A 25,841-nucleotide genomic window follows, 5' to 3' on the forward strand; every position below is an offset into this window, starting at 1 on the left:
CACCTAGCTAGATAAACACGAAAAACCATGCATTATTTGCCGTAGAGTTTATAAGCAAGGGTTTTCTTTCTTTCCGCAAGTAATCGATTATATTTAGAGTTTCTCTCTCTTTCTCGTGCTAATTCTTGCTCTGCTTGAGCTATAGAATCCGAGCTGCTTTTGATATTTTGCTTTTTGCTCCTTATGGAGCGCTCATTCTCGGCAATCTGCCTCTCATACTTCAGGATAGCATTAGCGTATGTGTCTATGTTGCCAAAATTTTCCAAACACTCTCGCTCACGGTTTTCTGGCGCCCCCAGCCAGTCTGTATAGCTTGAATAGCAAGAGTTAGCCTTTCGCTCAGTGCAATTTACATAAGATTGAATTTTGGCTAGTTTGATTGATGCACTCATTATGCAGCCACTGACTTTCCCTAAAAACGCAAAAAAACCATCACTTTCATTACTACAACCGGTATCAGACAATGCCTCTAAAGCATTTACCGCAGTTGAATCTGGAGCATAACCTTCATTTCTTAATTCGTGAACTGCTCTTGAGCAAGCTTCGCTAGCCAGAAATCTTTTTGAAAATGTATCCAATTCGTCGCTAGCAAGTAGCATTGCCGCATCACATCCGGCAGACATCGAACAAAATGCAAGCGCATGTTCTTTAGCCTCCGATCGACTACTGCAATATGGTGTTGGTTTTGGACCAAAATCAGGCCTTATACATTGACCATTAATGAAAACATCAGAATGAGAAGACAAGTAGGCTTTTGATCGTGAAATCCCGATTCGTGCTCTTTCTATGTTTTGTTTGTTATCACGTATCGAATTATTCGACTTGGATATGCTTGATTTGTAGTTCTCAATATTTTCATTCTCTCTCGCTATTTTTGATTCCAATATGGCGATGTTATTCCTGCTGCTTGATATTTCGTGTTCGTAACGATTGACTTCATTTCGAACATTGGAGGCGCAACCGCCCAAAAATCCAATTGCAACCACAAGAACGAGTATTTCCTTCATTTCTGTTTTTCTCCTTAGACATAATGACTCTCACACGGTGCTAGCCCCGCTTTCGTGGGGTAGCTTAATTCAAAGCCAGAGCCATAATTAGTTTGTCAAATAACTAAACAGCAGAGGCTAGCATGAACAAACATAGCATACTTTTTATCGGACTTGATACACATAAGGAATTCAATGAAATAGCCGTTAAAAACTAGCTCACCATTTTGAATCTAAATACCCTGATATAACGCTTCACTTTGTTTATAAAGCTGGTGATATGAAACCGCATAAAAAGCTTAGAAAAGTGGGAAGAAATACGCCTTGCCCATGCGGCAGAGGCAAGAAATATAAACGTTGCTGTATGCCATAATTCTCATGTAGATTTAGCGGTAAAATTGAGTGATTTGTGAGCCCCGCATTCATATGAGGCTAATTTGTGTTAGGTTTTTTAACAGATTAAAATTGTATTTAATACCCATTTCGGGGCACAAATAAGCTGGCTGAACGGCCGCTTTGCAGAATAAAGGTAATATTGGCGGCTGTCTCTTACTCGCTCATTGCAGCCATACAAATATAGACTAAAAGCTGTGAGCTAACCGCGGCACTTGCTCTCTTATTACACCTTAAGACATCAGCCAATTAACTTGTTTTCTTATTTCGCGCAGGGGATCGCAAAGCATAACGGCGCCAAGGGCGCGCGCAGAACCTCGTTACTAGGGCAATAAACCAAAATTACAGAAGCGTGAAGAGTGGCTGCTCTTTTGTGATAAAAATAAAAAAGGCCAGTAACGGTTTCGTTTCTGGCCTTTTACAAATTAACTGGTTGCTTTACTCATCTTTGCCGTATGTTTTTCGAAGAATGTAGACGTAGGCATTGATAAAAGCTTGCTCTTGAAATTTCTTCAAGCCCGTATCTTCATAATCAACAGGGATAGGGTTTCTTTTTAATTGCTCTTTTACTTCGGTGCCCGATAGCAATTGCACGTCAACATCTGCAATAAGCTGGATCGCAGCTTCCATTTTGAATCCTGCTGCGCTTCCTGCAAATTTACCTTTGTGTGGACGCTGGCGGATAGCTATCGAGTCGACACCGTAATCTTCTACTAGTTTTGCAAAGTCGAATTGGAACTTGCGCATTTCTTCAAGTTCTGCCCCTTGGTTGCCTAAGGTAAAACGGCGCTGGCGAATGTCTCTAATATCAAAAACATCATCTTCTTTCGTTAGCAAGCAAAGTAGCGCTTCGCTGCCTGAAATTTCAACCCCAAGTGTTCTCATTTTCGTGTCCAGATTATGCAAAAATTGAATTATCTCACAGTGTTATTTCTATTGCTATCGCTGCATGGTCAGAATAACAAATATCTTCATCCACACGCTTTGGATCTAAGTGTGCATCAAAACTATGGTAATGGAGCGATTTTACATTTGGTGATTCGCAGTTTGGATTAAATTCCTTTGAACACAGAATATAGTCAAGCACGTTGCCTTGACCTTGATAATAGTGGCTGGGAGGCTTGCTTTGATGGCTGTTGTCAGCGTAAAAAAAGCTGTCAAACAGTCCCACACTATCGAAACCGTTATGGGCGATAACAGGAGGAAATGCTTGGGTCATAAAAGAAAGTGCTGGGCTTTCAAGTGCATCATTAAAATCTCCCATTACCAATGTGGCGGCTTGTTTTTCTCGTTGTGTTTTAAGCGCGTCGTAATAAATGATAGAAGCTTCAAGTGAACGAGATATTTGGGACTGCATCGTACCCACGGTTTCGTGGAGCAAGGTGAGTAATGGGTCGTCCTGATGCGATTCGCCGAGCATATGGGCCATGGAATGAACGCGCTGAGACTTCAAGTGGACAGCATAGCAAGCGAGTAAGCCAAACCCTGGAATATCGAATTTACATTTTATCGGTGTACGGTTAAACCTAAATTGATGCTGGTTGTTTAGGTATTCAAGCAGCTCTGGGCAAGGCTCTAAGGGGGCAAACGACTTAAAAGGTAACTTGGATGCGATGGCGACTACAGGTTTAAATAGCACAGAAGGATACACATGATCTGGGCTTGGAGAGTCAACCGTTGCAAAATGAACCAGTCCTAGGTCTTCGCATATCATTTGCAGGCTATCTGGCGTAAAGACTTCCTGAAACACGATCACATCGGGATTAATATGCTGAATTAGCCCAGTAATAAACTGGGTTTTAGTCTGCCACTGAGTTTCGTTATAGTGCTCATGAAGCTGATAGAACGAATAGGGTGGGGCCGCAAAATTTAATAGATTAAAGGTTGCAAACCGATAACGCTTTTTTGCCACAACAAATCCCAAAATACTTTTTACAAATTAGTATATTAATTTTAGCTCTAGGCTTGCACTTCGCCAAGTAACACGCGAGAATAGTGACTCTTATCCTGAAGTCCTCGGATGAGCCGCGATGATTACGCAAGACAATGCTTATTCGTAAAAGCGTTGATAGGCACACTTTAAAATTAATTATATACATGTGATGCATTGTAGGTGTCACCACTGTAAATAGGATTTATCATGCCAGTTATTACTCTCCCTGACGGCAGTCAGCGTATTTTTGAAAACCCAGTCACTACTCTAGAAGTCGCTCAAGACATCGGCCCAGGCCTTGCAAAAGCCACTATTGCTGGCCGTGTAAATGGTGTTCGTGTTGACGCTTGTGACATTATTGAAAGCGATTCAGCACTTGAAATCATCACTGCAAAAGATGATGACGGCCTAGAAATTATTCGTCACTCTTGTGCGCACTTAATTGGTCACGCTGTAAAACAGTTATTTCCTGAAGCAAAAATGGCGATTGGTCCGACCATCGACAATGGCTTCTATTATGATGTTGACCTTGACCATTCATTGACTCAAGAAGATCTTGAAGCAATTGAAAAGCGTATGTTGGAACTTGCTAAGACCAACTACGATGTAGTGAAGAAAAAGGTGAGCTGGCAAGAAGCTCGCGATGCATTCGAAGCTCGTGGTGAAACCTACAAAATGGAAATCTTAGACGAAAATATCGCAAAAGATGACCGTCCAGGTTTATATCATCACGAAGAATATGTAGATATGTGTCGTGGTCCACACGTGCCAAATATGAAATTCTGTCAGCACTTTAAAATTATGAAAGTGGCTGGTGCTTACTGGCGTGGCAACTCAGAAAACAAAATGTTGCAACGTATCTACGGCACCGCGTGGGCAGACAAAAAGCAATTAAAAGCCTACCTGAAGCGTTTGGAAGAAGCTGAAAAGCGCGACCATCGTAAAATTGGTAAAGCATTAGATTTATGGCACTGGCAAGAAGAAGCGCCAGGCATGGTATTTTGGCACAACGATGGTTGGAGCATTTACCGTGAGCTAGAAGACTTCGTACGCGAAAAGCTACGTGAATACCAATACGAAGAAGTAAAAGGTCCGTTGATGATGGACCGTGGTCTGTGGGAAAAATCAGGTCACTGGGATAAATACTCAGACGCGATGTTCACTACGGAGTCTGAGAAGCGTGAATACGCGATTAAACCAATGAACTGTCCAGGTCACGTACAAATTTTCAACCAAGGCTTAAAATCATACCGTGATTTACCATTACGTATGGCTGAGTTTGGTTGTTGTCACCGTAATGAGCCATCGGGTGCACTACATGGTTTGATGCGTGTTCGTGGATTTACACAAGACGATGCGCACGTATTCTGTACAGAAGAACAGATTATGGACGAAGTATCAGCATGTATCAAAATGGTGTATGATACGTACTCAACTTTTGGCTTCGAGAAGATCGTTGTTAAATTATCGACGCGTCCTGAAAAACGTATCGGTGAAGATGAAATGTGGGACAAAGCAGAAGCAGCACTTGCAGATGCTTTGAAAGCCAATGACATCGAGTTCGAATATTTACCAGGGGAAGGAGCGTTTTACGGTCCTAAGATTGAATTTACCCTGTATGACTGTTTAGAACGTGCATGGCAATGTGGTACAGTGCAATTAGACTTTGCATTACCAGGCCGTTTAGGTGCAACATATGTTGCGGAAAACAACGAGCGTAAAACGCCTGTTATGATCCACCGAGCAATTCTAGGCTCACTAGAGCGCTTCATTGGTATCTTAACGGAAGAATACGCTGGTCAGTTCCCAACTTGGCTTGCACCAAAGCAAGTTGTGATCATGAATATCACGGACAAACAAGCCGATTATGTTCACGAAGTTGTACAAAAGTTAAATAAACTTGGAATAAGAGCTTGCGCTGACTTGAGAAATGAGAAGATTGGTTTTAAAATCCGCGAGCATACTTTAAAACGTATACCTTATTTGCTAGTTGTGGGTGACAAAGAAGTTGAGCAACAAGAAGTTGCAGTCAGAACCCGTACTGGTGAAGATTTAGGTAAATTCTCGGTTGACGATTTCATCGCGAAAGTTAGCGAAGAGATTAAAAATCGACTATAAATATAAACTTGCGTGTACTTTACTTTTTCTGGTACACGCATTTACTTTTGAATTTTTTGGAGGAACGTACCATTAGAGGCGGCAAAAAAGGGCAAAATAACGCTCAGAAAAATCGTATTAACGAAGAGATTACAGCGAAAGAGGTTCGCTTAATTGACGCTGAAGGCGAGCAGGCTGGCATTGTCTCAACAAGAGACGCACAAAACATGGCGGATGAAGCAGGCTTAGATCTAGTTGAGATCAGCCCAAATGCAGAACCACCAGTTTGTAAAGTGATGGACTACGGTAAGTTCCTTTTTGAAAAAGCAAAAATCCAAAAAGAACAAAAGAAAAAGCAAAAGCAAATTCAGGTTAAGGAAGTTAAATTCCGCCCTGGTACAGATATTGGTGATTACCAAGTTAAGCTTCGTAGCCTTCGCAAGTTCTTGGAAGGTGGCGACAAAGCTAAAGTCACTATTCGCTTCCGTGGTCGTGAAATGGCACACCAAGAAATTGGTATCGACCTGTTAAACCGTATCAAGACTGAGTTGGAAGACATTGCATCTGTAGAGTCATTCCCGAAGAAAGTAGAAGGCCGTCAGATGATAATGATGATGGCACCTATTGCTAAAAAGTCTTAATCTCGGCATAATACGCATCGAATTTAACGCAGGTTCCAAGTGCTTCGGCCACCTGCGTTATCCGGTTTTAAAGTAAGGTATTGATCCTTCACCGGTTTTAGGTAGTAAGTTAGGCCTGCAAGTGAGTTTATCTCCGCCTACTTACATAGTGTTAAGCAATATCATTCGGAGTTATTGCAAATGGCTTATAAGCTAAAATCACACAGAGGTGCTGCAAAGCGCTTCAAAAAGACTGCTTCAGGCGGTTACAAGCGTAAACAGTCGCATCTTCGTCACATTCTGACTAAGAAGTCTTCAAAGCGTAAATTACACCTTCGTGCTAAGTCTATGGTTCATAAGAATGACCTAGGCCTAATCGATCGTATGTTACCATTCGCTTAATAGAGGATATCAGAAATGGCAAGAGTTAAACGCGGCGTAGTAGCACGTGCACGTCACAAAAAAGTATTAAAGCAAGCTAAAGGTTACTATGGAGCGCGTTCACGCGTTTACCGCGTAGCTTTCCAAGCGGTAACTAAAGCTGGTCAATATGCTTACCGTGACCGTCGTGCTAAGAAACGTACTTTCCGTCAACTTTGGATTGCGCGTATCAACGCAGCTGCACGTCAAAACGGTCTTTCTTACAGCCGTTTCATCAATGGCCTTAAAAAGTCATCGATTGAAATCGATCGTAAGATCCTAGCTGATATCGCAGTATACGACCAAGTAGCTTTCGCAGCACTAGTTGCTAAAGCAAAAGACGGTCTAGCTGCTTAATAAGCAGAGCATGAGTTAGTCTTAGTACTAACTTTTGTATTGAAAAGGAGCCTCTGGCTCCTTTTTTAGTTTCTAAGCGATTGGCTATCGATTCTTCATCAATACCTTGTCTAACATCCGACTGCTTAGTAGGCGTTTTAAATAGCCCATCAAATATGTTGGAAACGTTACGTAATACCTTGCTTTCGGGCGAGGGGCTGTGAGTGCATGAAGCAATACTTTATAGACAGCATCTGGTCCCAAGGTAAACTTTTGCGGTGCATCTTCAGCGCCTAAACGGTTAAGCTGTGCCTGATATTCTTTTTGATGTGCACTGTTTGCGTGGTCAATATGCTGTAAAAAGGCCGCTTTAGCGTTTTCCCTAAACTTTGACACGATTGGACCGGGCTCGATTAAACTGACTTGAATATTGCTGTTGCTCAGCTCCATACGTAAGGTGTCGGTTAATCCCTCCAATGCAAATTTACTGGCGTTATACGCACCACGATAAGGTAAGGCGACTAGTCCGAGCACTGAAGAGTTGTGAATGATTCGTCCAGCACCTTGTTTACGCATTTGTGCCACGGCCAGACAAGTTAAGGTATGCCAGCCGAAAAAGTTAACTTCAAATTGTTTTCTCAGCACTTCGGTAGGCAAATCTTCTACCGCTCCGGGTTGACCGTAGGCACCGTTGTTAAATAGCGCGTCTAATCGCCCGTTTGCGATGGCAAGAGCTTGCTCAAAGCCATCTTTGATACTTTGTTCACAAACCAGATCTAACAAGATGCAATGAATGTTTGTGCCCTCAAACTTATTCAAGTCTTTTGCATTTCTAACTGATGCGATGACCTGAAATCCAGCTTTTGACAACTGCAATGCACAGTAATAACCAATTCCGGTTGAACAGCCAGTGATTAAAATCGATTTTTGTACGCTCATTTGGTCCCTAAAGTGATTGTTATCTGCGATTAACTGCAAATTTTTGTTGAATCACCGCACATTGTAAGCCGATAGATAAAATATTGATATAATTGGCGGATAAAAGCAGAGGAATAGAGAATTATGATGAGTTCCAGCATTATTATGCTTACTGCAATGCTAGGTATGAATGGTCATTTGCCGCCATTAATGGAATGGCAGGGGAACAGCGAACAATTATTACAACAACAAGGTCCTTTGACGACAGATTTCGAGCTTAGCGGGGGAGTAGACTCTCCTAGCTATGCTGACACCATGGCATTTGTTGACCGCTTGGTCGCGGCTAATCCTACTCAGTTTAAATTAGAGACGATAGGATTTAGCGATAGCAATCGTGCGATTAAAATGATTGTGGCAACCGAGCAAGGAGGCGAAAAATCTAAGGTCATCAATAACGGTAAACCAACTATATTGGTTCAAGCGGGCATTCATGCTGGTGAAATAGATGGTAAAGATGCCATGTTTATGTTGCTTCGCGACATTGCAACGGGCAAGCGTCGAGATATCTTAACCAAAGTGAATTTGCTGTTTATTCCGATTTTGAATGTTGATGGTCATGAAAGACGCGGTGAGTATAACCGCATCAATCAACGTGGCCCAAGGGTCATGGGTTTTAGAACCAATGGCAGTAACCTAAACCTTAATCGCGACTACACTAAATTAGACACCCCAGGGGTTAAAGCGGTAATGGGCGTTATTAATGCCTATAATCCAGACCTTTATATTGACGTACATGTGACTGATGGTGCGGACTATCAATATGATGTTACCTATGGTTTCAACCCAAGCTTTGCTAGCGAGTCACCAGCTATTGCTGAGGTGCTAGAAAATCAGCTGACTCCAGAAATAAACGCAGAGCTGAGTGCCCAAGGGCACATTCCTGGCCCTCTGGTATTTGTAATGGATAAGCGAGACTTTAAAAAAGGTCTTGCGGGTTGGGTTGCAACACCAAGGTTCTCGAACGGATGGGGTGATTTAAAAGGCCTGCCAACGATACTGGTTGAAAACCATTCATTAAAGCCATACAAACAGCGGGTTTTAGGAACCTACGTGTTTATGGATGGGGTGATTAAGAGCCTAACTAACAATATTGGTGCGTTACGTGAGGCCGTGAAAAAAGAAGCTGAGTTTACGCCTAAAAAATTAGTGGTAGAGCGTAGTTACGCCAAAACACCTGATCATATCCAGTTCAAAGGAATAAAGTACAAACAGTTCGAAAGTGCTTTATCTGGCCACGTAGAGGCCAAATATTTAGGTGAGCCGGTAGAATACCAAAAACTTCCCATTTATTGGCAAAAGGAAGTTACAAAAACCGTAAATGTTCCTGAACAGTTTTATATTCCACCGGCATATCCGCATGTCATAGAAAAGCTTAAGCTGCATGGTATTGAGGTGGAAAAACTGCCAGAGTCGTCAGTTGTTGAACATGTTAGCCAAGCAAAAGTGAACGACTACCAATTTGACACTATGCCTTTTGAAGGGCGGTTTAGGGTAAAAGCGTCGTTTGATATTCATCCACTGGAAGAGAAAGTCGATTTAAGTGGCTGGTATAAAGTGGAAACATCACAACAATCTGGAGAGTTGGCGACTCACCTATTACACCCAGAAGCACCGGACTCATTTTTTGCTTGGGGAGAGTTCAATACGATTTTTCAGCGCACAGAATATGTTGAAAATTATGCGCTTGAACCGTTTGCTAGAACAATGTTAAAACAAAACCCGGCAATGGCTTTGGCTTTTGATAAAAAAATACGTGAAGACAAAAAGTTTGCCAATGATCCAAAAGCGAGAATGGACTGGCTTTATGCACGAACGCCATTTTATGATAACGCTTATTTAAAATATCCAATTTTGATGGCATTTGGAGCGAAATAACCATGCAAGTGCTGACGATACCAGTTACTCCATTTATGCAAAATTGTCGGGTATTAGTGTGCCCGCAAAGTAAAGCCGCAGCAATTGTTGACCCAGGTGGCGAGCCGGAAAAGATTATCGCAAGGTTAACGGCTGAGGGTCTTGAGCCAACAATGATATTGCTCACCCATGCCCATCTTGATCACGTAGGTGCCAGCACCGCGTTAGGCGAGCACTTTGGCATTGAGATCATTGGCCCTCATGAGGGGGACCGATTTTGGCTTGAGGCACTACCGATGCAATCACAGATGTTTGGCTTTGCCAACCATGCGTCATTTTTACCATCAAAGTGGCTAAATGATGGTGATAACGTTAAAGTGGGTCATCTTGATTTGGAAGTGAGACACTGCCCAGGTCATACACCAGGACATGTTGTTTTTTATGAACCGGTTTCACAGCAAGTAATCGTGGGAGATGTCTTGTTTAAAGGCTCTGTTGGCCGCACCGATTTCCCTAAAGGGGATGCAGCGCAATTAAAACAATCTATTGAAAATAAATTGTTTACTTTGCCTGATGAGGTCATTGTACATTCGGGCCATGGTGAAAACACGTCAATTGGCTTTGAAAAGGCGACAAACCCTTTTATGAGTGGCCGATTTGGGTAGAATAGGGGACCTTGCATAGTATGCATAAGCGCGAAGTTAGTCTACTATGCTTCAGGGAATAATAATCAACATTGGCCTTATAAGCTAATGTGCTAAATAAACTAGAATAGATATGTCATTAAACCAAGTAGACCGCCAGATCTTGGCATTGTTACAGCAAGACGCAAGTCTTTCTACCGCTGAAATTGCAGATAAAGTAGGACTTTCTCAGTCACCTTGTTGGCGACGCATCGCTAAATTAGAGCAAGATGGTTATATCAAAGGTAAAGTCGCCTTGCTAGACGAGAAGAAACTCGGATTTGATATGCTGGTTTATGCACACGTTCGTTTGTCGAACCATGGCCGGAATAATCTTGCTGAATTTGAAAAACTCATCTTGAGTTACGATGAAGTGACAGAATGTTATTCAATGGCTGGGACCATGGACTTTATGTTGCGCATTATTTCAAAAGGGATTGAAGGCTATGAGCAGTTTGTTCGAGACAACCTTCTTAACCTTGAATTTGTCCAAGAGGTTCATTCAAACGTAACGATGACTTGCGTAAAACGCAGTACTTCTTTGCCACTTTAATGCGGTATCACTGTCTGTTTGTTGGCTTACAATGAACAGACAGCTGTCATCTATTATCCGTCCTATCATCCAGCTGTCACTGTTCTATACTAATACCAATTAGTCTTAATACTTGCTCAATTTGAAGGAGCAAATCTGACGCTAACTGCGTTAAAAATTTCTCATTTAGAACAGCTAAATAGCAAAATTTTTGCGGTGTTATCGACAAGATTCTCTCGCCTCAACATAGAGCACTTAATTAAGCTAATTGGTATAAAGTAATCTGAACTTGGAATAACAGCTTGTGCTTTCGTCGTTGTTATCCTTTACTACAGCGTTAAATCTGCTTGTACTATCAATTTGTTTTAGCGGCCTATCTTGTCTGCTATTTGTTTAAATTGCTGCTTTTTGCTAGAATCCGCAGCCTTTGTGTTCATTGTCAATTCAGACCAGAGGAAATAGATGTTTAATCTGATCAGCAAAGCGCCAAGCTCTGCTAAAAACGATGTACTATCTGGGCTAACAGTTGCACTGGCGTTGGTGCCAGAGGCTGTAGCTTTTGCTTTTGTTGCGCAAGTCGACCCACTGGTTGGTTTATATGCGGCATTCATTGTAGGTCTTATCACCTCAATCTTCGGTGGCAGACCGGGTATGATTTCTGGTGCAACCGGCGCCCTTGCAGTGGTGATGGTTAGCTTAGTGATAGAGCATGGTGTTGAATATCTGTTTGCAACCGTCTTATTGATGGGCTTTTTGCAGATACTAGCCGGTATATTTAAACTCGGTAAGTTTATTCGAATGGTGCCTCACCCCGTTATGCTTGGCTTTGTAAACGGTCTAGCAATTGTGATTTTCCTCGCACAACTTGGTCAGTTTAAAGTCCTTGATGAACAAGGTAACCTCACTTGGATGCAGGGTGAAACGCTGTATATTATGTGTGGATTGGTTGCGCTAACAATGGCAATTATTCAGTTTTTACCTAAGTTAACAACCGCTATTCCTTCGAGTCTTGCTGCTATCTTGGTGGTAACAGGAATCGTGATTGGTCTCGATTTAGACGCTAGAAATGTACTAGATTATCTTAAAGATATGTCTGGAAATGCAGATGCGACTATCGCAGGCGGATTCCCAGCTTTCCATATTCCAGATGTGCCTTGGACACTTGAAACACTTAAAATTATTTTCCCATACGCATTAGTGTTAGCCGCGATTGGCTTAATCGAGTCTTTGCTAACACTAACGCTAATTGATGAGATCACAGAAACACGTGGTCATAGTAATCGTGAGTGTATCGGCCAGGGTGCGGCAAACGTAACTTGTGGTGTGTTCGGTGCTATGGGTGGTTGTGCCATGATTGGGCAGTCAATGATCAACATTAACTCTGGCGGGCGCAGTCGCTTGTCTGGGATCACAGCCGCGTTGCTATTATTAGTGTTTATCCTATTTGCAGCGAGCTTAATTGAAATGATCCCATTAGCCGCGCTAGTGGGCGTTATGTTCATGGTTGTTTTGGGTACGTTCGAGTGGTCTAGTTTTAGATTGATAAGAAAGATCCCTAAATCCGATGCTTTTGTGATAGTTCTAGTATCCGGTGTGACTGTGGTGACAGATCTTGCTATCGCGGTTTGCGTGGGCGTGATTGTGTCTGCTTTGGTGTTTGCATGGGAACATGCTAAACATATTTACACCAATAACTATATCGATGAACAGGGCTCAAAAGTATATGAATTGCACGGTCCATTGTTCTTTGGCTCAGTGAAAAACTTTGCCGATCTGTTTGATGTAAATAACGACCCTGACGATATTATTGTTGAGTTCAAATATAGTCGAGTTGCCGATCACAGCGCGATTGAAGCGATCGATGGACTAGCAGAGCGCTACAAAAAAGCGGGTAAAACACTTCATCTACGCCACCTGAGTCAGGATTGTAAAGTACTGCTTGAAAAGGCAAAAGACTTGGTTGAGTTAGATGGTCAAGCTGATCCTACCTACAAAGTAGCATCTGACAAGCTAGCTTAAGGATGCACTAAGCATGATGCTCATATAAATTAACTTGTTAATTTATTTCGAAAAAAGGCACTGCGGTGTCTTTTTTTATTTGCGGCAGGGCGTGTAAAAACTGAGACCATCAGCAGTGAATAACGACGACGAGCTGAGATATAATCCAGTTAAGATAGAAGAGGTATAATCATTTTGAAGTGGCAATCACTGGTTGATAACAGGCAGAGATTTTTCTGGGTATTACAAATAGCCGGTTGGCTGGGCTATGCGCTGGTGAATTACATTGGCTCTAAAGTATTTGAAATGCGTGACATTTATGTGTTCGTTATTGCATTAAATGCCTATGCTGGTTGTTTGATGACAGTACCGCTGCGCTATCTATATCGAAAAATTTGGAATGCCAGCCCAGTGGTGTTGATATTGGTTGTTTTCACTGCCTCTTACCTTACCGGTACTTTGTGGGCTGTAGTACAAAAATTCAATCACTGGGAAATCTATCGTCATGGTTATCGCCCTGACGAGTGGTTTTATTATTTGCAGCAAGGGTTAGACTCGGTTTATATCATACTGTGTTGGAGTGGCTTATATTTTGGAATTAAGTACTACCAGCTGTTACAAAGCGAGCGACAAAAAGCGTTAAAAGCAAACACGATGGCGCATGAAGCGCAATTAAAAATGCTGCGTTACCAGCTTAACCCGCATTTTCTGTTTAATACCTTAAATGCGATTTCAACATTGATCTTGGTTGAAGAAAACAAAGATGCAAACCAAATGGTATCAAGACTCAGTGACTTTTTAAGGCATACACTGAACACAGATCCCATTAAAAAAGTGCCGCTTGAACAAGAGCTTCATGCACTCAAACTGTATCTAGAAATTGAAAAAGTTCGTTTCGATGAGAGACTATCCATAGAGATGGATGTTACCGAGGAAGCCGAACAAGCGCTTGTGCCTAGCTTAATTCTGCAACCGCTGATTGAGAACAGCATTAAATACGCTATTGCTCATATTGAGCATGGCGGAAAAATTGAAATTAAAGCACAGGTGTTTGCAAAGGAACTACTCTTAGAGGTAGGAGATAATGGCCCTGGCGCCGAACTTGAAGACGGGCAACTAAAAAGTGCACAGGGAGTGGGTTTAGCGAATACCAAAGATCGCCTGAAAACCTTGTATGAGAATAACTATTCATTTGTGCTCTCAGATAATGAGCCATCGGGTTTAAAGGTAAACATTCGCGTTCCATATGAAAGGGCGAAGAAGTAATGAGCAAAATAAGAACACTAATTGTAGATGATGAACCGCTAGCAAGAAAAGGCTTAGCGGTAAGGTTAAGAGATTTTACTGAAATCGAAGTCGTAGAATTGTGTGGCAGTGGTCAACAAGCTATTGATCTGTGTAAATCAGAGGATATAGATCTAGTCTTTCTGGACATTCAAATGCCGAATATGAATGGTTTTGAAGTGGCCAGAGCATTGAGTGAAAGTGTAAAACCATTGCCTGCTATCGTATTTGTAACTGCGTTTGACCAGTATGCTGTTAAAGCATTTGAAATCCATGCGCTAGATTACATTTTAAAACCCGTTGATGACAACAGACTAAAACAGGCGGTGGAAAAAGTGCAAAGCTATTTAAAAACACAACAAGACAATGCGCATAAGAAAAAGCTAGCCAGCTTTGTTGCAGGGATCACTGGTAATAACTGTGAAGAAATCCTTAAGAAATTAGCAACAGGAGACACAATCGAAGATAAAAAGTTTCCAGAATCACTGGCTGTAAAGGAGCAAGGTGAGATCATTCGTGTCTCTACGGCGTCTATCCAGTGGGTTGATGCGGCTGGCGATTATATGTGCCTACATTGCAGCGATGGTCAAACACATATCTTACGCAAGACAATGAAAGACTTAGAACAAGAATTAGACCCGACATTGTTTGTACGTGTACATCGCTCCGCCATCGTAAACACTAAGCAAATCAGCAAACTAGTGACTCAAAGCAGTGGTGAATATTTATTAGTACTTGAAAATGGTCAAGAGCTAAAAGTAAGCCGGAGCTACAGAGATAAAGTGAAAGCGGCATTAGCGAGCTAATAAGCAAGGTGATTGAGACTCAAGCCGAGTGATTTGCACTGTTTCCCTGCTTTATAGTGTATTTTTTAGTGCGATCACAACAGCGGTATTGCTAAGGAAAGAAGAACTAGGCAGCGTGGCTACCTAGTTCGTAGTTGACTTTATACCGTGACGATTTTTAGTGTGTTACTGGCACCGATAGTTTCCATCTTGTCACCATGGGTGATGATCACTGTGTCACCTTTTTCCAGTGAACCAGCTGCAACTAGAGTATCTAGCGCTTCTCTAACCGTGGTGTCATCTGAGCACTGTGTTGAATCGAATCTTACTGGATACACACCGCGATATAATGACGCTTGACCCAATGTCGATTGATGACGAGAAAGTGCATAGATAGGCAAACCAGAACTGATGCGTGACATTAGTTTTGCCGTGTTGCCTGACTCTGTTAATGCAACGATCGCTTTCACCGAATCAAGGTGGTTCGCCGCATACATTGCTGATAACGCGATGGTTTCACAGGTATCTGCAAAACGGCTATCAAGACGGTGTTTAGAGATATGGATTTGCGGCTGAGATTCCGCGCCCAAACAAACTCGAGCCATCGCTGCAACCGTTTGCTCTGGATAATCACCAGCCGCGGTTTCTGCTGATAGCATTACCGCATCGGTGCCATCTAGTACCGCGTTTGCTACATCCATCACCTCAGCGCGGGTTGGCATTGGGTTATCAATCATTGACTCCATCATTTGCGTGGCGGTGATAACCGTACGGTTTAATGAACGAGCGCGGCTGATAATCTGCTTCTGTTTACCTACTAGCGCAGCATCACCGATTTCAACACCTAAATCACCACGAGCAACCATTACAGCATCAGAAGCAAGAACGATATCGTCAATGGCTTCGACGGTTTCAACCGCTTCAGCACGTTCAATCTTTGCAAGTAGTTGAGCGTTTGATCCCGCTTTTTCTGCAAGACCTCTTACATAACGCATGTCATCGCCACTGCGTGGGAAAGATACTGCAATGTAATCTACACCGATTTGCGATGCAGTGATCAAGTCTTCTTTGTCTTTATCTGTAAATGCAGGGGCGGTTAGTCCACCACCTAGGCGGTTAATCCCTTTATTGTTAGATAGCACGCCACCCACTTTCACGCTCGTATGTACTAAGTGACCTTGTACATCTTCTACGACTAGTTGGATAAGACCATCATTCAGTAGCAATAAATCGCCTTGTTTTACGTCGTTTGGTAATTCTTTGTAGTCTATACCAACAGCGTCTACATCGCCTTGTCCAGGCTCCATTTTGGCGTCGAGTGTAAATCTTGCGCCAACTTCTAAAAATACTTTGCCTTCTTTAAACGTTGAAACGCGAATTTTTGGACCTTGCAGATCGGCAAGGATCGCTACGTTTACACCTAAACGGTTAGCAATTTCTCGCACGGCTTCGGCTCTGTTTTTATGATCCTGAGCAACCCCGTGTGAAAAGTTAAGTCTGACTACGTTGGCGCCTGCACGAATGATTTTTTCTAAGTTGTTATCTCTATCCGTCGCTGGCCCAAGTGTTGCGACGATTTTTGTGCGTCTAAGCATCAGATTCTCCTGTAAGCTTATCAAGGTAAGCAAAAACGTATGAATGTGTTAAAAGTAACTTGTAATTGCTGTTTTTTTACACATTTCACATTGTAAAATCACAATTTAACTCATTAGAGCATAAAGAATTATGCAAATACCCTTTTTAACACTCGAATTAAGTTATATGATCTATATGTCATCATTATGACACCGGTGTCAGTGGGCGTCAATCTCGAATATTTTACCTTCTAGTTTAGGGGAGTATTTGCGGTGCATCATCCAATTGGTGAATTCGCTCCGCTGCCACTATGATTGCTATACAGTGAATTGTGTTAGCTGTCATACTTTTGTGGCCAACAACAAGTTAATCAGTGAATAGTGTGTCTCGCTGGTCAATCAGGGTCGCTCAGGTATAATGCACATACACGAACGCATAAAGTTTTGATGTTACCGAGGAGGAAACTAAATGCAGGTTGCATTAGTTGGTTTGGGTGTGATGGGTAAAAACCTCGCGCTAAATCTAATTGAGAAGGGGATGACCTTAGTCGCTTATGACAAGAACCCCGAAGTAGGTGCGGAATTATTAAGTTGCGCACAGTCGTTAGGTATGGCGGAGCGCTTACACATAGTGTCTGATCTCGGTGATATGATCAGAAGGTTAGAGACTCCCCGCTCGATTTTATTACTCGTTCCAGCAGGTGAACTAGTAGATAAAGTTTGTAGCGATTTGGTTGAAGCGGGAGTTGAGAAAGACGATATCATCGTAGATTGTGGAAATAGCAACTACAAAGATGGTATTGCTCGTAAACTGAAATACCAAAATAAATTCGAATTTGCCACTATGGGCATCTCTGGTGGAGCTGAAGGGGCACGCCATGGTCCTGCGATGATGGCTAGCGGCTCAGAAGGTGGTTGGGAGCGCATCGAACCTTGGTTCGAAAAAGTGGCTGCAAGCTACAATAATGAGTCATGCTTTGCCCGTGTAGGGCAGTCAGCTAGTGGGCACTTTGTAAAAATGGTCCACAATGGTATTGAATATGCCCTAATGCAGTTGCTCGCCGAAGTGTATCAATTACTTCGACTCGGCACTGGTCGCTCTCCAAAAGAAGTGGCTGAAATTTTCGAGTCTTGGTCCGAAGGCAAACTAAACAGTTATCTTCTTGCTATCTCAAGTCATATTCTTAGCTTGGAAACAGAGCAGGGTGAATCGCTAGTTGATCTTATTGATAACAAAGTAGGTGCCAAAGGCACAGGCCTTTGGACGGCGCAAAACGCGTTGGAACTAGGCATTGCAGTGCCGTCGCTTGTCGCTGCAGTTCAGGCGCGTCACTTAACTAACACCATTGATACTCCAGCTGCAAAAGAGATGACATACGCGAATAAATCGACGCAAACAATCGACGTTGATTTAGACGAGTTAAAAGACGCGTTCTATTTTGCAAGTCTATTATGTTACCGCCAAGGCCTTGCCCTTATTAAGGGCGCTTCACGTGCGCACCAGTGGAAGGTTGATCTTAACAAAACACTGCAAACTTGGCGTGCGGGATGTATTATTCGTGCCGACTACCTAGATGACATTGCGCAAGGTGTTGAGTTTATCGATACCCTCGAAAAACCGGCTCTTGCGCTACGTAGTATTGCCGGTAAAGCGGTGGCAAGTGGGCTGTCTTTCCCTGTACTTGCTGCTACGCAAACGTATATTGCTACTTTGAGTACGCCGAGCAATGGCCATTTAGTACAGGCCCAGCGTGATTACTTCGGTGAACATGGGATCAAAACCCACAGTGGTGAAACGTGCCACTTAACCGACTTGGTCGAGATCGAAGCAAAAGTTAGATAACTAACTGTATATTTGATAATAAAAGCCGCAGTCTGCTGATTGCGGCTTTTTTATTGGCACTCACCGGTTAGCGGGTGAGTTCACCGCGCAAACTATCCTGCATGAGGTGACGAATGGTTTCTAGTTCAAGTTGCTGGCTAAATAGATAATGCAATTTAGTCAAACAAGCCTCTAGCGTCATGTCATAACCACTGATCACACCGCAGTTGAGTAATGCATTGCCCGTTGCGTATCCTCCCATATTCACTTTACCTTGTATGCATTGGGTGAGGTTGATGATGACTACGCCTCTATCGCTGATCGCTTTTAACTCCGTTAAAAATTGCGTATCTTGAGGTGCGTTACCAACGCCAAAACTGAGTAAAATAAGGGCTTTCATTTCACCTTGCATCAGGTTTTTAAGGATTTCCGTAGAAATACCTGGATACAGGTGCATCACGGCAATGGGTTGTGGAGAAATTTTAGTGACCTGAAGGCTTTGCTCTACATAGGGGCTTAATTTCCCCTCGAGCAGTTGGATATTTATTCCAGCTTGTGCCAGTGGTGAAAGGTTAGGTGAAGCAAAGGCATCAAAACCGTCGGCATGTGCTTTTATTGCTCGGTTACCACGATATAACTTATTGTTGAAAAACAAGCTCACTTCAGCAATAGGGTAGTTGGCGGCCAAATACATGGCATTCAATAAATTGACTTGGCCATCAGAGCGAAGCTGAGACAAAGGAATTTGTGAGCCTGTGACAATCACCGGTTTGGTTAAATTCTCAAACATAAATGACAGCGCAGAAGCAGTATAAGCCATTGTATCTGTGCCATGCAGCACCACAAAACCATCGTAGTCATGATACTTTGACTGAATATCATCTGCTATTTGTTGCCAATGGTGAGGCGACATATCTGAGGAGTCAATTAATGGGCAGTATTCATGAATGTCGAATAACGGCATTTCATCACGAGTGAATTCAGCATTATTTTTTACGGTATCTGTTAAGTAGCCAGCAACAGGCACATAGCCACGACTGGATTGTTTCATACCAATCGTACCGCCAGTATAGGCGATGTATATTTTTTTTCTTTTCATAAAAAAGCCCAGAATAAAATCTGGGCTTAGTATATCAACTGCAGCATCACAATTGCAGTGCTTAATCAAGTTTACTCAGCGGTCACATTACACACTAAGCAAAGGGTATAAACATGGTTAGGATCATTAAGTTGTCCTAGCATCTGAGTTTGTGTTTCTACCGTCTTTGTTACTTGGTCTAAGGTATTTAGTGCTGCTCTAGTAAAGACAGATTGTTCAGGTACGATTGCACTTATTGCATTTTGAACAAGCGAAGCACCAAATATCTGTTGCATTAACTGCTCTTGCTCGGTAAGCGCTTGTTCAATCGTGATCACATCGTACATTTCTAGGTTCGCCAATTTAGCAGCAGCTTCAATAGCATCGTTTTTATTACCTAGCTTATCGATAAGTCCAAAATCAAGAGCTTGCGTTGCTAGCCATACGCGGCCTTGAGCAACTTGGTCAACCGCTGACTTTTCAATGTTACGCTCTGTCGCAACCATGGAAATGAATTTGTCATAAGCGTCTTCAACGCCCATTTGAATAAGGTTTTTATAACCACCTTCCATTCCTCTAAATGGAGATTGACCTTTAAGTTCGGTTGTTGCAACACCGTCAGAATAAATACCAAGCGAGTTTGCCGCATTTTCAAAGGTCATGATCATACCAAATACGCCAATTGAGCCTGTGATGGTGCTTGGCGATGCCCAAATTTCATTTGCTGAGGCTGCTATCCAATAACCACCTGATGCGGCAACTGAGCCCATAGAGGCTACCACAGGTTTACCAGCAGCCTTTAGCGCGACTACTTCATTACGTATGGTTTCAGAGGCAAACATGCTGCCACCGCCTGAATCAATTCTTAGCACTACCGCTTTTACTTTATCGTTTAGTCGCGCTTTTTTCAGCAGTGCAGCAGTTGAGTCGCCGCCGATTGCACCTGCTTTACGTTTGCCGTCGGAGATTTGACCTTTAGCAACGATCACGGCTACTTTTTCAGTGAATGGGTTTTCAGCAAATTCTTTAGGCGGAAGCGTCGATAGATATTGATTAAACGAAACTTGCTTAAACGATTTACCCTTGGCATCTAATCCCACTTCATCGATAAGCTTTTGTGCAAATTCCTGATTGGTAGTTAGCGCATCAACCCATTGGTTGTCGATTGCGTATTGTGCTGAATCGCCTTTAACGGCTTCCATTTTATCGGTGATTGCGGCAAATGTTTCATCAAAATTGGCAATGTCAAAACCACGATTCTCGGCAACTTCTCTTTTGTATTGCGTCCAAAGTGGACTGATCCAGCCAAGGTTAGATTCTTTGGCCTCTGGAGACATATCGCTACGGATATATGGTTCAACTGCTGATTTGTATGTGCCAACACGGAATATGTGTTGAGTTACTTTTAATTTGTCCAATGCTTCTTTGAAATAAAGTGGATACATACCAAAGCCAGTAATATTTACGCCACCGTATGGATGTAAAGAAACTTCGTCTGCGATAGACGCTAGGTAGTATTGAGCTTGAGTATAATATGCACCGTGAGCGTATATTTTTTTGCCAGCCGCTTTAAACTGTACTAACGCATCTTTAATATCTCGCAATTTGTCTAGATGTGCGCTGTGAAGACGTTGTAAGTCAAGGTACATTACCGTGATCCTATCGTCTTTGGCAGCTTTGGAGATAACGTCGATCACATCGTCCAACAAGATTTCCTGAGGTTGCTCTGAGTTGCCAATTGTACTGCCCATCGCCGCTTCAAATGGGTCCACGTATGTCAATTGTTCGACTATGATCCCGTTTAGATTCAAGCGTAAAACACTTTTATCTTCAACCTTAACCTGATCTTCACCCGTAACAACACTTATCACAATGGCGATAAGTATAAATAAAAACAGCAGGTTAAGAATCAACCGTCTGGAGAAGTTTAGTGTGGCCCAAATGCCCTTAAAAATATTCGCTATCAGTTTCAAAATGATCCCTTATGCTTAACTTCAATACAACTCTATGTATTTATCATATATCAGAGTGAGTTTCATGAATAATAGAAAAACGTAACTAAGTATTTTCATGTTTGAAATATCACCAATGAGGCATGGATCGTTAATTTCTTTCAGCTTAAGACTTGCCAAATAATAAAAAAACGTTAATGTTCACAGGTAAGACCAGTTTTGTGGGGCGGCAAATGTTAGAACAAGAACTACAACTTAAACATACGAGTTTGCGTAATCGCTTGGTAATGGGCTCAATGCATACCGGGCTAGAAGAAGGGTGGCATAACAGAAGGCGTCTTGCTGCGTTTTATGAAGCGCGGGCGAAGGGCGGTGTAGGGCTGATAGTAACCGGAGGATATAGTCCGAACCTTAGGGGTAAGCTTACGCCGATTTCCTCTTCATTCAACTCGCTATATGACGTTATAAAACACAAAGCCTATACGGATGTAGTGCATAAACACGGCGGAAAAATTTGTCTGCAGTTATTACACGCCGGGCGTTATGCCTATCATCCGTTTAATACTGCACCGAGTGCGATTAAGGCACCAATCAATCCTTATACGCCAAAAGCGATGAGCCTAAGTGCTATCAAAGGCACGATTAAAGACTTTGCTAAATCAGCTAGATTAGCAGAGAAAGCCGGATATGATGGCGTAGAGATCATGGGCTCGGAAGGTTATTTAATTAATGAGTTTATGGCTAACCATACAAACAAACGTACTGATGAGTATGGTGGCAGTCTTGAAAATAGAATGCGTTTAGCAACGGATATCGTTAAGGCTGTGCGAGCTAAGGTGAGCGATAAGTTTATCATTGTATTTCGCTTGTCTGTGATGGACTTAATCCCCAATGGCTCGACGGCAGAGGAAGTCACTCAACAAGCCAAAGCGCTTGTTGCAGCAGGTGTGGATATACTCAATACAGGGATTGGCTGGCATGAAGCGCGTGTACCGACCATTGCTTCTATGGTTCCACCGGGTGCCTACCGTGAAGCGTCTAATCGTTTGAAACAAGCCGTCGATGTTCCCGTGGTGGCGGTAAACCGTATCAATACTCCTGAGCTTGCCAACGACATACTTGCAACAGGAGACGCGGATCTTATTTCGATGGCACGCCCGTTACTTGCGGACCCTGATTTCTTTAATAAGTACCAAGCGCAGCGCTCAGAGCAAATTAATATTTGTATTGGATGTAACCAAGGCTGTTTAGACCATGTTTTTAAAGGCAAGCGCGCTACATGTTTGGTGAACCCGCAAGCAGGATATGAGCTAGATTACCCTCTTGATAAAGCCAAAACCAAAAAACAAGTGCTTGTGGTCGGGGCCGGACCTGCCGGATTGTCGGTCAGTTATTATCTCGCTAAAAAAGGGCATCAAGTTAAGCTTATCGATAAAGGAAGTGAGCTTGGTGGTCAGTTTAATTTGGCGATGCGGATCCCAGGAAAAGAAGACTTCCAGCACACACTTAACTTTTACGTGAGTGAAATTAAGCGTTTAGGAGTTGAGCTCTGTTTAGAAACACCTTACCAAGAGTCAATGGCGGCGTCATTCGATGATGTGGTGTTTGCAACTGGAGTTAGCCCTAGAATGTCAAAAATTGCTTGTGCCGATGGCAAGCGGGTTTTTGCTTATGATGAAGTGATCAAGGGTCAAGTCGAGCTAGGTAACAAGATAGCGATATTGGGCGCAGGTGGTATTGGTTTTGATATGGTCGCGTTTCTAACCGAGCAGCGTGAGCAGTCGATCCCAGACTTTAAGTCACAATGGGGGATCGAATGTGAGCCTAAGCCTTCTCAAGAGCAAAGACCTATTTATATGTTGAAGCGCTCAGAGGGTCGTTTTGGTAAAGATCTTGGCAAAACCACAGGTTGGATCCACAGAGCAGTCGCTAAACATCATAAGGTTAAACAAATTGCCCAGTGTGAATATGTGAGTTTTGACAATAACGGGCTCACAGTGAAAGTTGCCGGTGAAGAGCAGGTGCTTGATGTGGACACGGTAATCGCCTGTATTGGTCAAGTTTCAAATGACTCGCTGTTCGACAAAGAAGCACTACCTGAAAATCAACATGTGATTGGTGGTGCAAAGCTTGCGGCAGCGATAGATGCCAAGCGCGCGATCGCTGAAGCACTTCAAGTAGCACGGAAAATTTAATGTAATAACATCAAGCTATCTGCGGTCTATACTAATAATCTATTTATTAACTATGGACCGCAGCCTAGATGCCAGCCAACTTTCTAACACCATATCGACGTTTACAACATATCTCAGAATACTTTTCGGGTTTGGCCCCTTTATTGATCCGGCTTATTTTAGCGCCTGTGATGATCATTGCTGGGTATAACAAATTGAATCTATCGAATCCAGAAGCTACACCGCTGCAACGCTTCTTGGCCGATCCTAATGTGGTGGCTTGGTTTGGCAATACACAGTGGGGATTGGGTTTACCATTGCCAGACGTATTGGCATTTTTAGCGGCCTGGACGGAGTTTCTAGGTGGTTGGTTGTTGCTGATTGGCTTAATGACTCGCTTGATATCAATCCCGCTGATGATCACTATGGTGGTCGCGGCCACCACCGTTCATCTTGATAATGGCTGGTTTGCGATAGCACCGACTAATCCAGATACCAGTGCGGCAAACGTCCCGCTGTGGCTCGGCTTTGATGAAGCAAAAGTTAGCCTTGAGAACAGCAAAGCAGCACAAGAAAGATTAGATACCATAAAAGAGCTCGTAGCTGAGCACGGCGAGCCGAGCTACCTGTATGAAAAAGGCAACGTAGTCATTTTAAATAACGGCATTGAATTTGCGGCAACTTACTTTGTTTTACTATTATCGTTGTTTTTTACCGGCGGAGGGCGTTACGTCAGCATAGACTATTGGGTAAGAAGAGTGATAGAAAATACCAATGGACATTAATGTCTGCTCAATTTGAGGGAGTAAACTTGACGCTAACGGCGTCAAAATTTTCTTGCCTCATAGACTACTTAATTAAGCGAATTGGTATAACAAGCATAAAGCAAACTATTAGCTATGAAGTTGCAGCAAGGAGGCTGATACAAAGCACTTACGTTGCGTAGTCGAATCAAAAGGGAAGTGATAAACTAAGCGCACCTAAATCACGCCCATTTTGAAGGCACAACACGGGACGAGTTAATGGATGCAATAGAATTACTCCTAACACGCCAATCAGATAGTAACTTATCTTTTCCTGGACCGAGTCCAACACAATTAGAGATCATCAAAAAAGCAGCGCTAAAAGTGCCAGATCATGGAGGCTTAACTCCGTTTAGGTTTATTACCGTAGAGGAAGAAGGCCGAGATAAGCTGGGTGAGATTTATTATCAAGCAGCGTTAAAAGAGCAGCAAGAACAGCGGATTATCGATAGAGCAAAGGCGTTGCCACAGCGTGCGCCGATGTTGATTATTGCAGTCTCGCCTTATCAAGAACATCCAAAAGTACCACGTATTGAGCAAATTCAAAGTGCTGGTTGCAGCGTATTAGCGATGCAACAGGCTGCCTTTGCCCAAGGATTGTCAGGTGTATGGCGCACGGGTTATTTTGCCCAAAGCCCTGAAGTTAAAAAACAGCTAGGGCTTGACGAAAAAGATGAAATTGTCGGCTATCTTTATCTAGGCACACCGACAGTACAGTGTACTAAGCCCGTGAGACACAAACCAGAAGACTTCTTTAGCAGTTTATAAGGAAACATAACCATGGCATTACATGTTATTGATCACCCATTGGTTCAACACAAGCTTGGATTACTCAGAGAGCAGGGGATGTCGACTAAAAACTTTCGTGAAATTGTCTCCGAAGTGGGCAACCTCCTCACCTATGAGGCAACGAAAGACTTGACCCTCAGTGACCAAGTTATATCGGCTTGGGATGGCAATGAGTTAACGGTAAAGCGTTTAACAGGAAAGAAAATTACCTTAGTGCCTATTTTACGCGCAGGGCTAGGGATGTTGGATGGTATTTTACAACTTATTCCTGCGGCTAAGGTAAGTGTCGTTGGTTTACAACGCAACGAAGAGACGTTAGAGCCGGTTCCTTACTTTGAAAAATTGGTAGGTAATATAGACGCAAGACTTGCATTGGTTATTGACCCGATGCTTGCAACCGGTGGTTCCTTGGTTGCGACAATAGACATGCTTAAAAAGGCTGGTTGTAAAGAAATCCGAGCCGTTGTTCTTGTTGCAGCACCTGAGGGAGTAAAAATGGTTGAAGAAGCGCATCCTGACGTTGAAATATATACCGCTTCTCTTGATAGCCACTTGAATGAAAAAGGTTATATCGTGCCGGGTCTTGGCGATGCTGGTGACAAAATTTTTGGCACCAGAGCCTAGGTAATCGGAGTTTGGAGTAACAATCTGCGTAATGGCAATTGTTGCTCCTAGTTAAAACAATTCAATAGCAAACTTCTATCTTGTTTTCGCGGATGTTGATAATTTGACGTCATCAGGTGTGGTAGC

At 42.8% G+C, this 25,841-nt stretch carries 23 protein-coding genes and 1 pseudogene; 17 read left to right on the forward strand and 7 right to left on the reverse strand.

The features are described 5' to 3' along the window. Positions 1 to 32 precede the first annotated feature (32 nt). Entirely contained in the window at positions 33 to 1,007 is a 975-nt protein-coding gene (locus tag CEX98_RS17055; protein WP_099643226.1) for a hypothetical protein, read from the reverse strand. 122 nt (positions 1,008 to 1,129) lie between these two features. Between CEX98_RS17055 and CEX98_RS17060 the strand changes: the two are divergent. Together CEX98_RS17060 and CEX98_RS23605 are read left to right on the forward strand one after the other, a co-directional pair. Then, positions 1,130 to 1,263: pseudogene (locus CEX98_RS17060) on the forward strand (IS110 family transposase); the annotation flags it as partial. A 3-nt stretch (positions 1,264 to 1,266) separates the two neighbouring features. Then, positions 1,267 to 1,359: an SEC-C metal-binding domain-containing protein gene (locus tag CEX98_RS23605; protein ID WP_099643258.1), complete on the forward strand. Its 93-nt coding sequence runs from the start codon at positions 1,267 to 1,269 to the stop codon at positions 1,357 to 1,359. Positions 1,360 to 1,817: 458 nt separating this feature from the next. Here CEX98_RS23605 and CEX98_RS17070 read toward each other — a convergent pair whose 3' ends face one another. Together CEX98_RS17070 and CEX98_RS17075 are read right to left on the reverse strand one after the other, a co-directional pair. Then, positions 1,818 to 2,264 carry a DUF3010 family protein gene (locus tag CEX98_RS17070; protein ID WP_099643227.1) on the reverse strand — a complete coding sequence of 149 codons (447 nt, stop codon included), beginning with the start codon at positions 2,262 to 2,264 and terminating at the stop codon, positions 1,818 to 1,820. Positions 2,265 to 2,298: 34 nt separating this feature from the next. After that, on the reverse strand, positions 2,299 to 3,291 hold the full coding sequence (locus tag CEX98_RS17075) for an endonuclease/exonuclease/phosphatase family protein (RefSeq protein ID WP_099643228.1): 993 nt from the start codon (positions 3,289 to 3,291) through the stop codon (positions 2,299 to 2,301). A 228-nt stretch (positions 3,292 to 3,519) separates the two neighbouring features. Here CEX98_RS17075 and thrS point away from each other — a divergent pair, with 228 nt between their 5' ends. The 4 genes from thrS (at position 3,520) to rplT (ending at position 6,806) form a co-directional block, all read left to right on the forward strand. Beyond that, complete coding sequence (thrS, locus tag CEX98_RS17080) at positions 3,520 to 5,430, forward strand: threonine--tRNA ligase (RefSeq protein ID WP_099643229.1); 1,911 nt, start codon at positions 3,520 to 3,522, stop codon at positions 5,428 to 5,430. A 56-nt stretch (positions 5,431 to 5,486) separates the two neighbouring features. Beyond that, a complete protein-coding gene (gene infC, locus CEX98_RS17085) occupies positions 5,487 to 6,050 on the forward strand; it encodes a translation initiation factor IF-3 (protein WP_099643259.1) in 564 nt (187 codons plus the stop codon). Positions 6,051 to 6,230: 180 nt separating this feature from the next. Next, on the forward strand, positions 6,231 to 6,431 hold the full coding sequence (gene rpmI, locus CEX98_RS17090) for a 50S ribosomal protein L35 (protein WP_010604868.1): 201 nt from the start codon (positions 6,231 to 6,233) through the stop codon (positions 6,429 to 6,431). A 15-nt stretch (positions 6,432 to 6,446) separates the two neighbouring features. Then, positions 6,447 to 6,806: a 50S ribosomal protein L20 gene (gene rplT / locus CEX98_RS17095; RefSeq protein ID WP_010376973.1), complete on the forward strand. Its 360-nt coding sequence runs from the start codon at positions 6,447 to 6,449 to the stop codon at positions 6,804 to 6,806. A gap of 84 nt (positions 6,807 to 6,890) precedes the next feature. Here rplT and CEX98_RS17100 read toward each other — a convergent pair whose 3' ends face one another. After that, positions 6,891 to 7,724 (reverse strand): SDR family oxidoreductase, encoded by an 834-nt coding sequence (locus CEX98_RS17100; protein WP_099643230.1) that lies wholly within the window; start codon positions 7,722 to 7,724, stop codon positions 6,891 to 6,893. A gap of 123 nt (positions 7,725 to 7,847) precedes the next feature. Between CEX98_RS17100 and CEX98_RS17105 the strand changes: the two genes are divergently transcribed. The 6 genes from CEX98_RS17105 (at position 7,848) to CEX98_RS17130 (ending at position 14,920) form a co-directional block, all read left to right on the forward strand. Further along, a complete protein-coding gene (locus CEX98_RS17105) occupies positions 7,848 to 9,638 on the forward strand; it encodes a M14 family metallopeptidase (protein ID WP_099643231.1) in 1,791 nt (596 codons plus the stop codon). 2 nt (positions 9,639 to 9,640) lie between these two features. Next, a complete protein-coding gene (locus tag CEX98_RS17110; RefSeq protein ID WP_099643232.1) occupies positions 9,641 to 10,282 on the forward strand; it encodes an MBL fold metallo-hydrolase in 642 nt (213 codons plus the stop codon). A 112-nt stretch (positions 10,283 to 10,394) separates the two neighbouring features. After that, positions 10,395 to 10,853, forward strand: coding sequence for an Lrp/AsnC family transcriptional regulator (locus CEX98_RS17115; protein WP_010376979.1), 459 nt, complete (start codon positions 10,395 to 10,397; stop codon positions 10,851 to 10,853). Between the two features lie 441 nt (positions 10,854 to 11,294). Further along, positions 11,295 to 12,851 carry a SulP family inorganic anion transporter gene (locus CEX98_RS17120; RefSeq protein WP_099643233.1) on the forward strand — a complete coding sequence of 519 codons (1,557 nt, stop codon included), beginning with the start codon at positions 11,295 to 11,297 and terminating at the stop codon, positions 12,849 to 12,851. A 174-nt stretch (positions 12,852 to 13,025) separates the two neighbouring features. Then, positions 13,026 to 14,096, forward strand: a complete 1,071-nt coding sequence (locus CEX98_RS17125; RefSeq protein WP_099643234.1) for a sensor histidine kinase — start codon at positions 13,026 to 13,028, stop codon at positions 14,094 to 14,096. Continuing rightward, positions 14,096 to 14,920 (forward strand): LytR/AlgR family response regulator transcription factor, encoded by an 825-nt coding sequence (locus tag CEX98_RS17130; protein ID WP_099643235.1) that lies wholly within the window; start codon positions 14,096 to 14,098, stop codon positions 14,918 to 14,920. The genes CEX98_RS17125 and CEX98_RS17130 overlap by 1 nt, the downstream gene beginning before the upstream one ends. A gap of 140 nt (positions 14,921 to 15,060) precedes the next feature. Here the strand turns inward: CEX98_RS17130 and pyk are convergent, their stop codons facing one another. Further along, positions 15,061 to 16,494: a pyruvate kinase gene (gene pyk / locus CEX98_RS17135; protein ID WP_099643236.1), complete on the reverse strand. Its 1,434-nt coding sequence runs from the start codon at positions 16,492 to 16,494 to the stop codon at positions 15,061 to 15,063. A 448-nt stretch (positions 16,495 to 16,942) separates the two neighbouring features. Here pyk and gndA point away from each other — a divergent pair, with 448 nt between their 5' ends. Next, entirely contained in the window at positions 16,943 to 18,316 is a 1,374-nt protein-coding gene (gene gndA, locus CEX98_RS17140) for an NADP-dependent phosphogluconate dehydrogenase (protein WP_099643237.1), read from the forward strand. A 67-nt stretch (positions 18,317 to 18,383) separates the two neighbouring features. On the opposite strand, the gene ansA is transcribed toward gndA, so the two are convergent. After that, positions 18,384 to 19,394: an asparaginase gene (gene ansA, locus CEX98_RS17145; protein ID WP_099643260.1), complete on the reverse strand. Its 1,011-nt coding sequence runs from the start codon at positions 19,392 to 19,394 to the stop codon at positions 18,384 to 18,386. A gap of 71 nt (positions 19,395 to 19,465) precedes the next feature. Continuing rightward, positions 19,466 to 21,346, reverse strand: a complete 1,881-nt coding sequence (gene sppA, locus CEX98_RS17150; RefSeq protein WP_099643238.1) for a signal peptide peptidase SppA — start codon at positions 21,344 to 21,346, stop codon at positions 19,466 to 19,468. Between the two features lie 212 nt (positions 21,347 to 21,558). On the opposite strand from sppA, the gene CEX98_RS17155 reads away from it, so the two are divergent. The 4 genes from CEX98_RS17155 (at position 21,559) to upp (ending at position 25,715) form a co-directional block, all read left to right on the forward strand. Next, complete coding sequence (locus tag CEX98_RS17155; RefSeq protein WP_099643239.1) at positions 21,559 to 23,520, forward strand: FAD-dependent oxidoreductase; 1,962 nt, start codon at positions 21,559 to 21,561, stop codon at positions 23,518 to 23,520. Between the two features lie 68 nt (positions 23,521 to 23,588). Then, positions 23,589 to 24,284, forward strand: coding sequence for an HvfX family Cu-binding RiPP maturation protein (locus CEX98_RS17160; protein ID WP_099643240.1), 696 nt, complete (start codon positions 23,589 to 23,591; stop codon positions 24,282 to 24,284). Positions 24,285 to 24,521: 237 nt separating this feature from the next. Next, complete coding sequence (locus CEX98_RS17165; protein ID WP_099643241.1) at positions 24,522 to 25,070, forward strand: NAD(P)H nitroreductase; 549 nt, start codon at positions 24,522 to 24,524, stop codon at positions 25,068 to 25,070. Between the two features lie 12 nt (positions 25,071 to 25,082). Beyond that, positions 25,083 to 25,715: a uracil phosphoribosyltransferase gene (gene upp / locus CEX98_RS17170; RefSeq protein ID WP_099643242.1), complete on the forward strand. Its 633-nt coding sequence runs from the start codon at positions 25,083 to 25,085 to the stop codon at positions 25,713 to 25,715. The last annotated feature ends 126 nt before the right edge of the window (positions 25,716 to 25,841 follow it).

Origin of the sequence: Pseudoalteromonas piscicida, assembly GCF_002744175.1 — a bacterium.
In the GTDB taxonomy this organism is placed as follows: Bacteria; Pseudomonadota; Gammaproteobacteria; order Enterobacterales; family Alteromonadaceae; genus Pseudoalteromonas; species Pseudoalteromonas piscicida_B.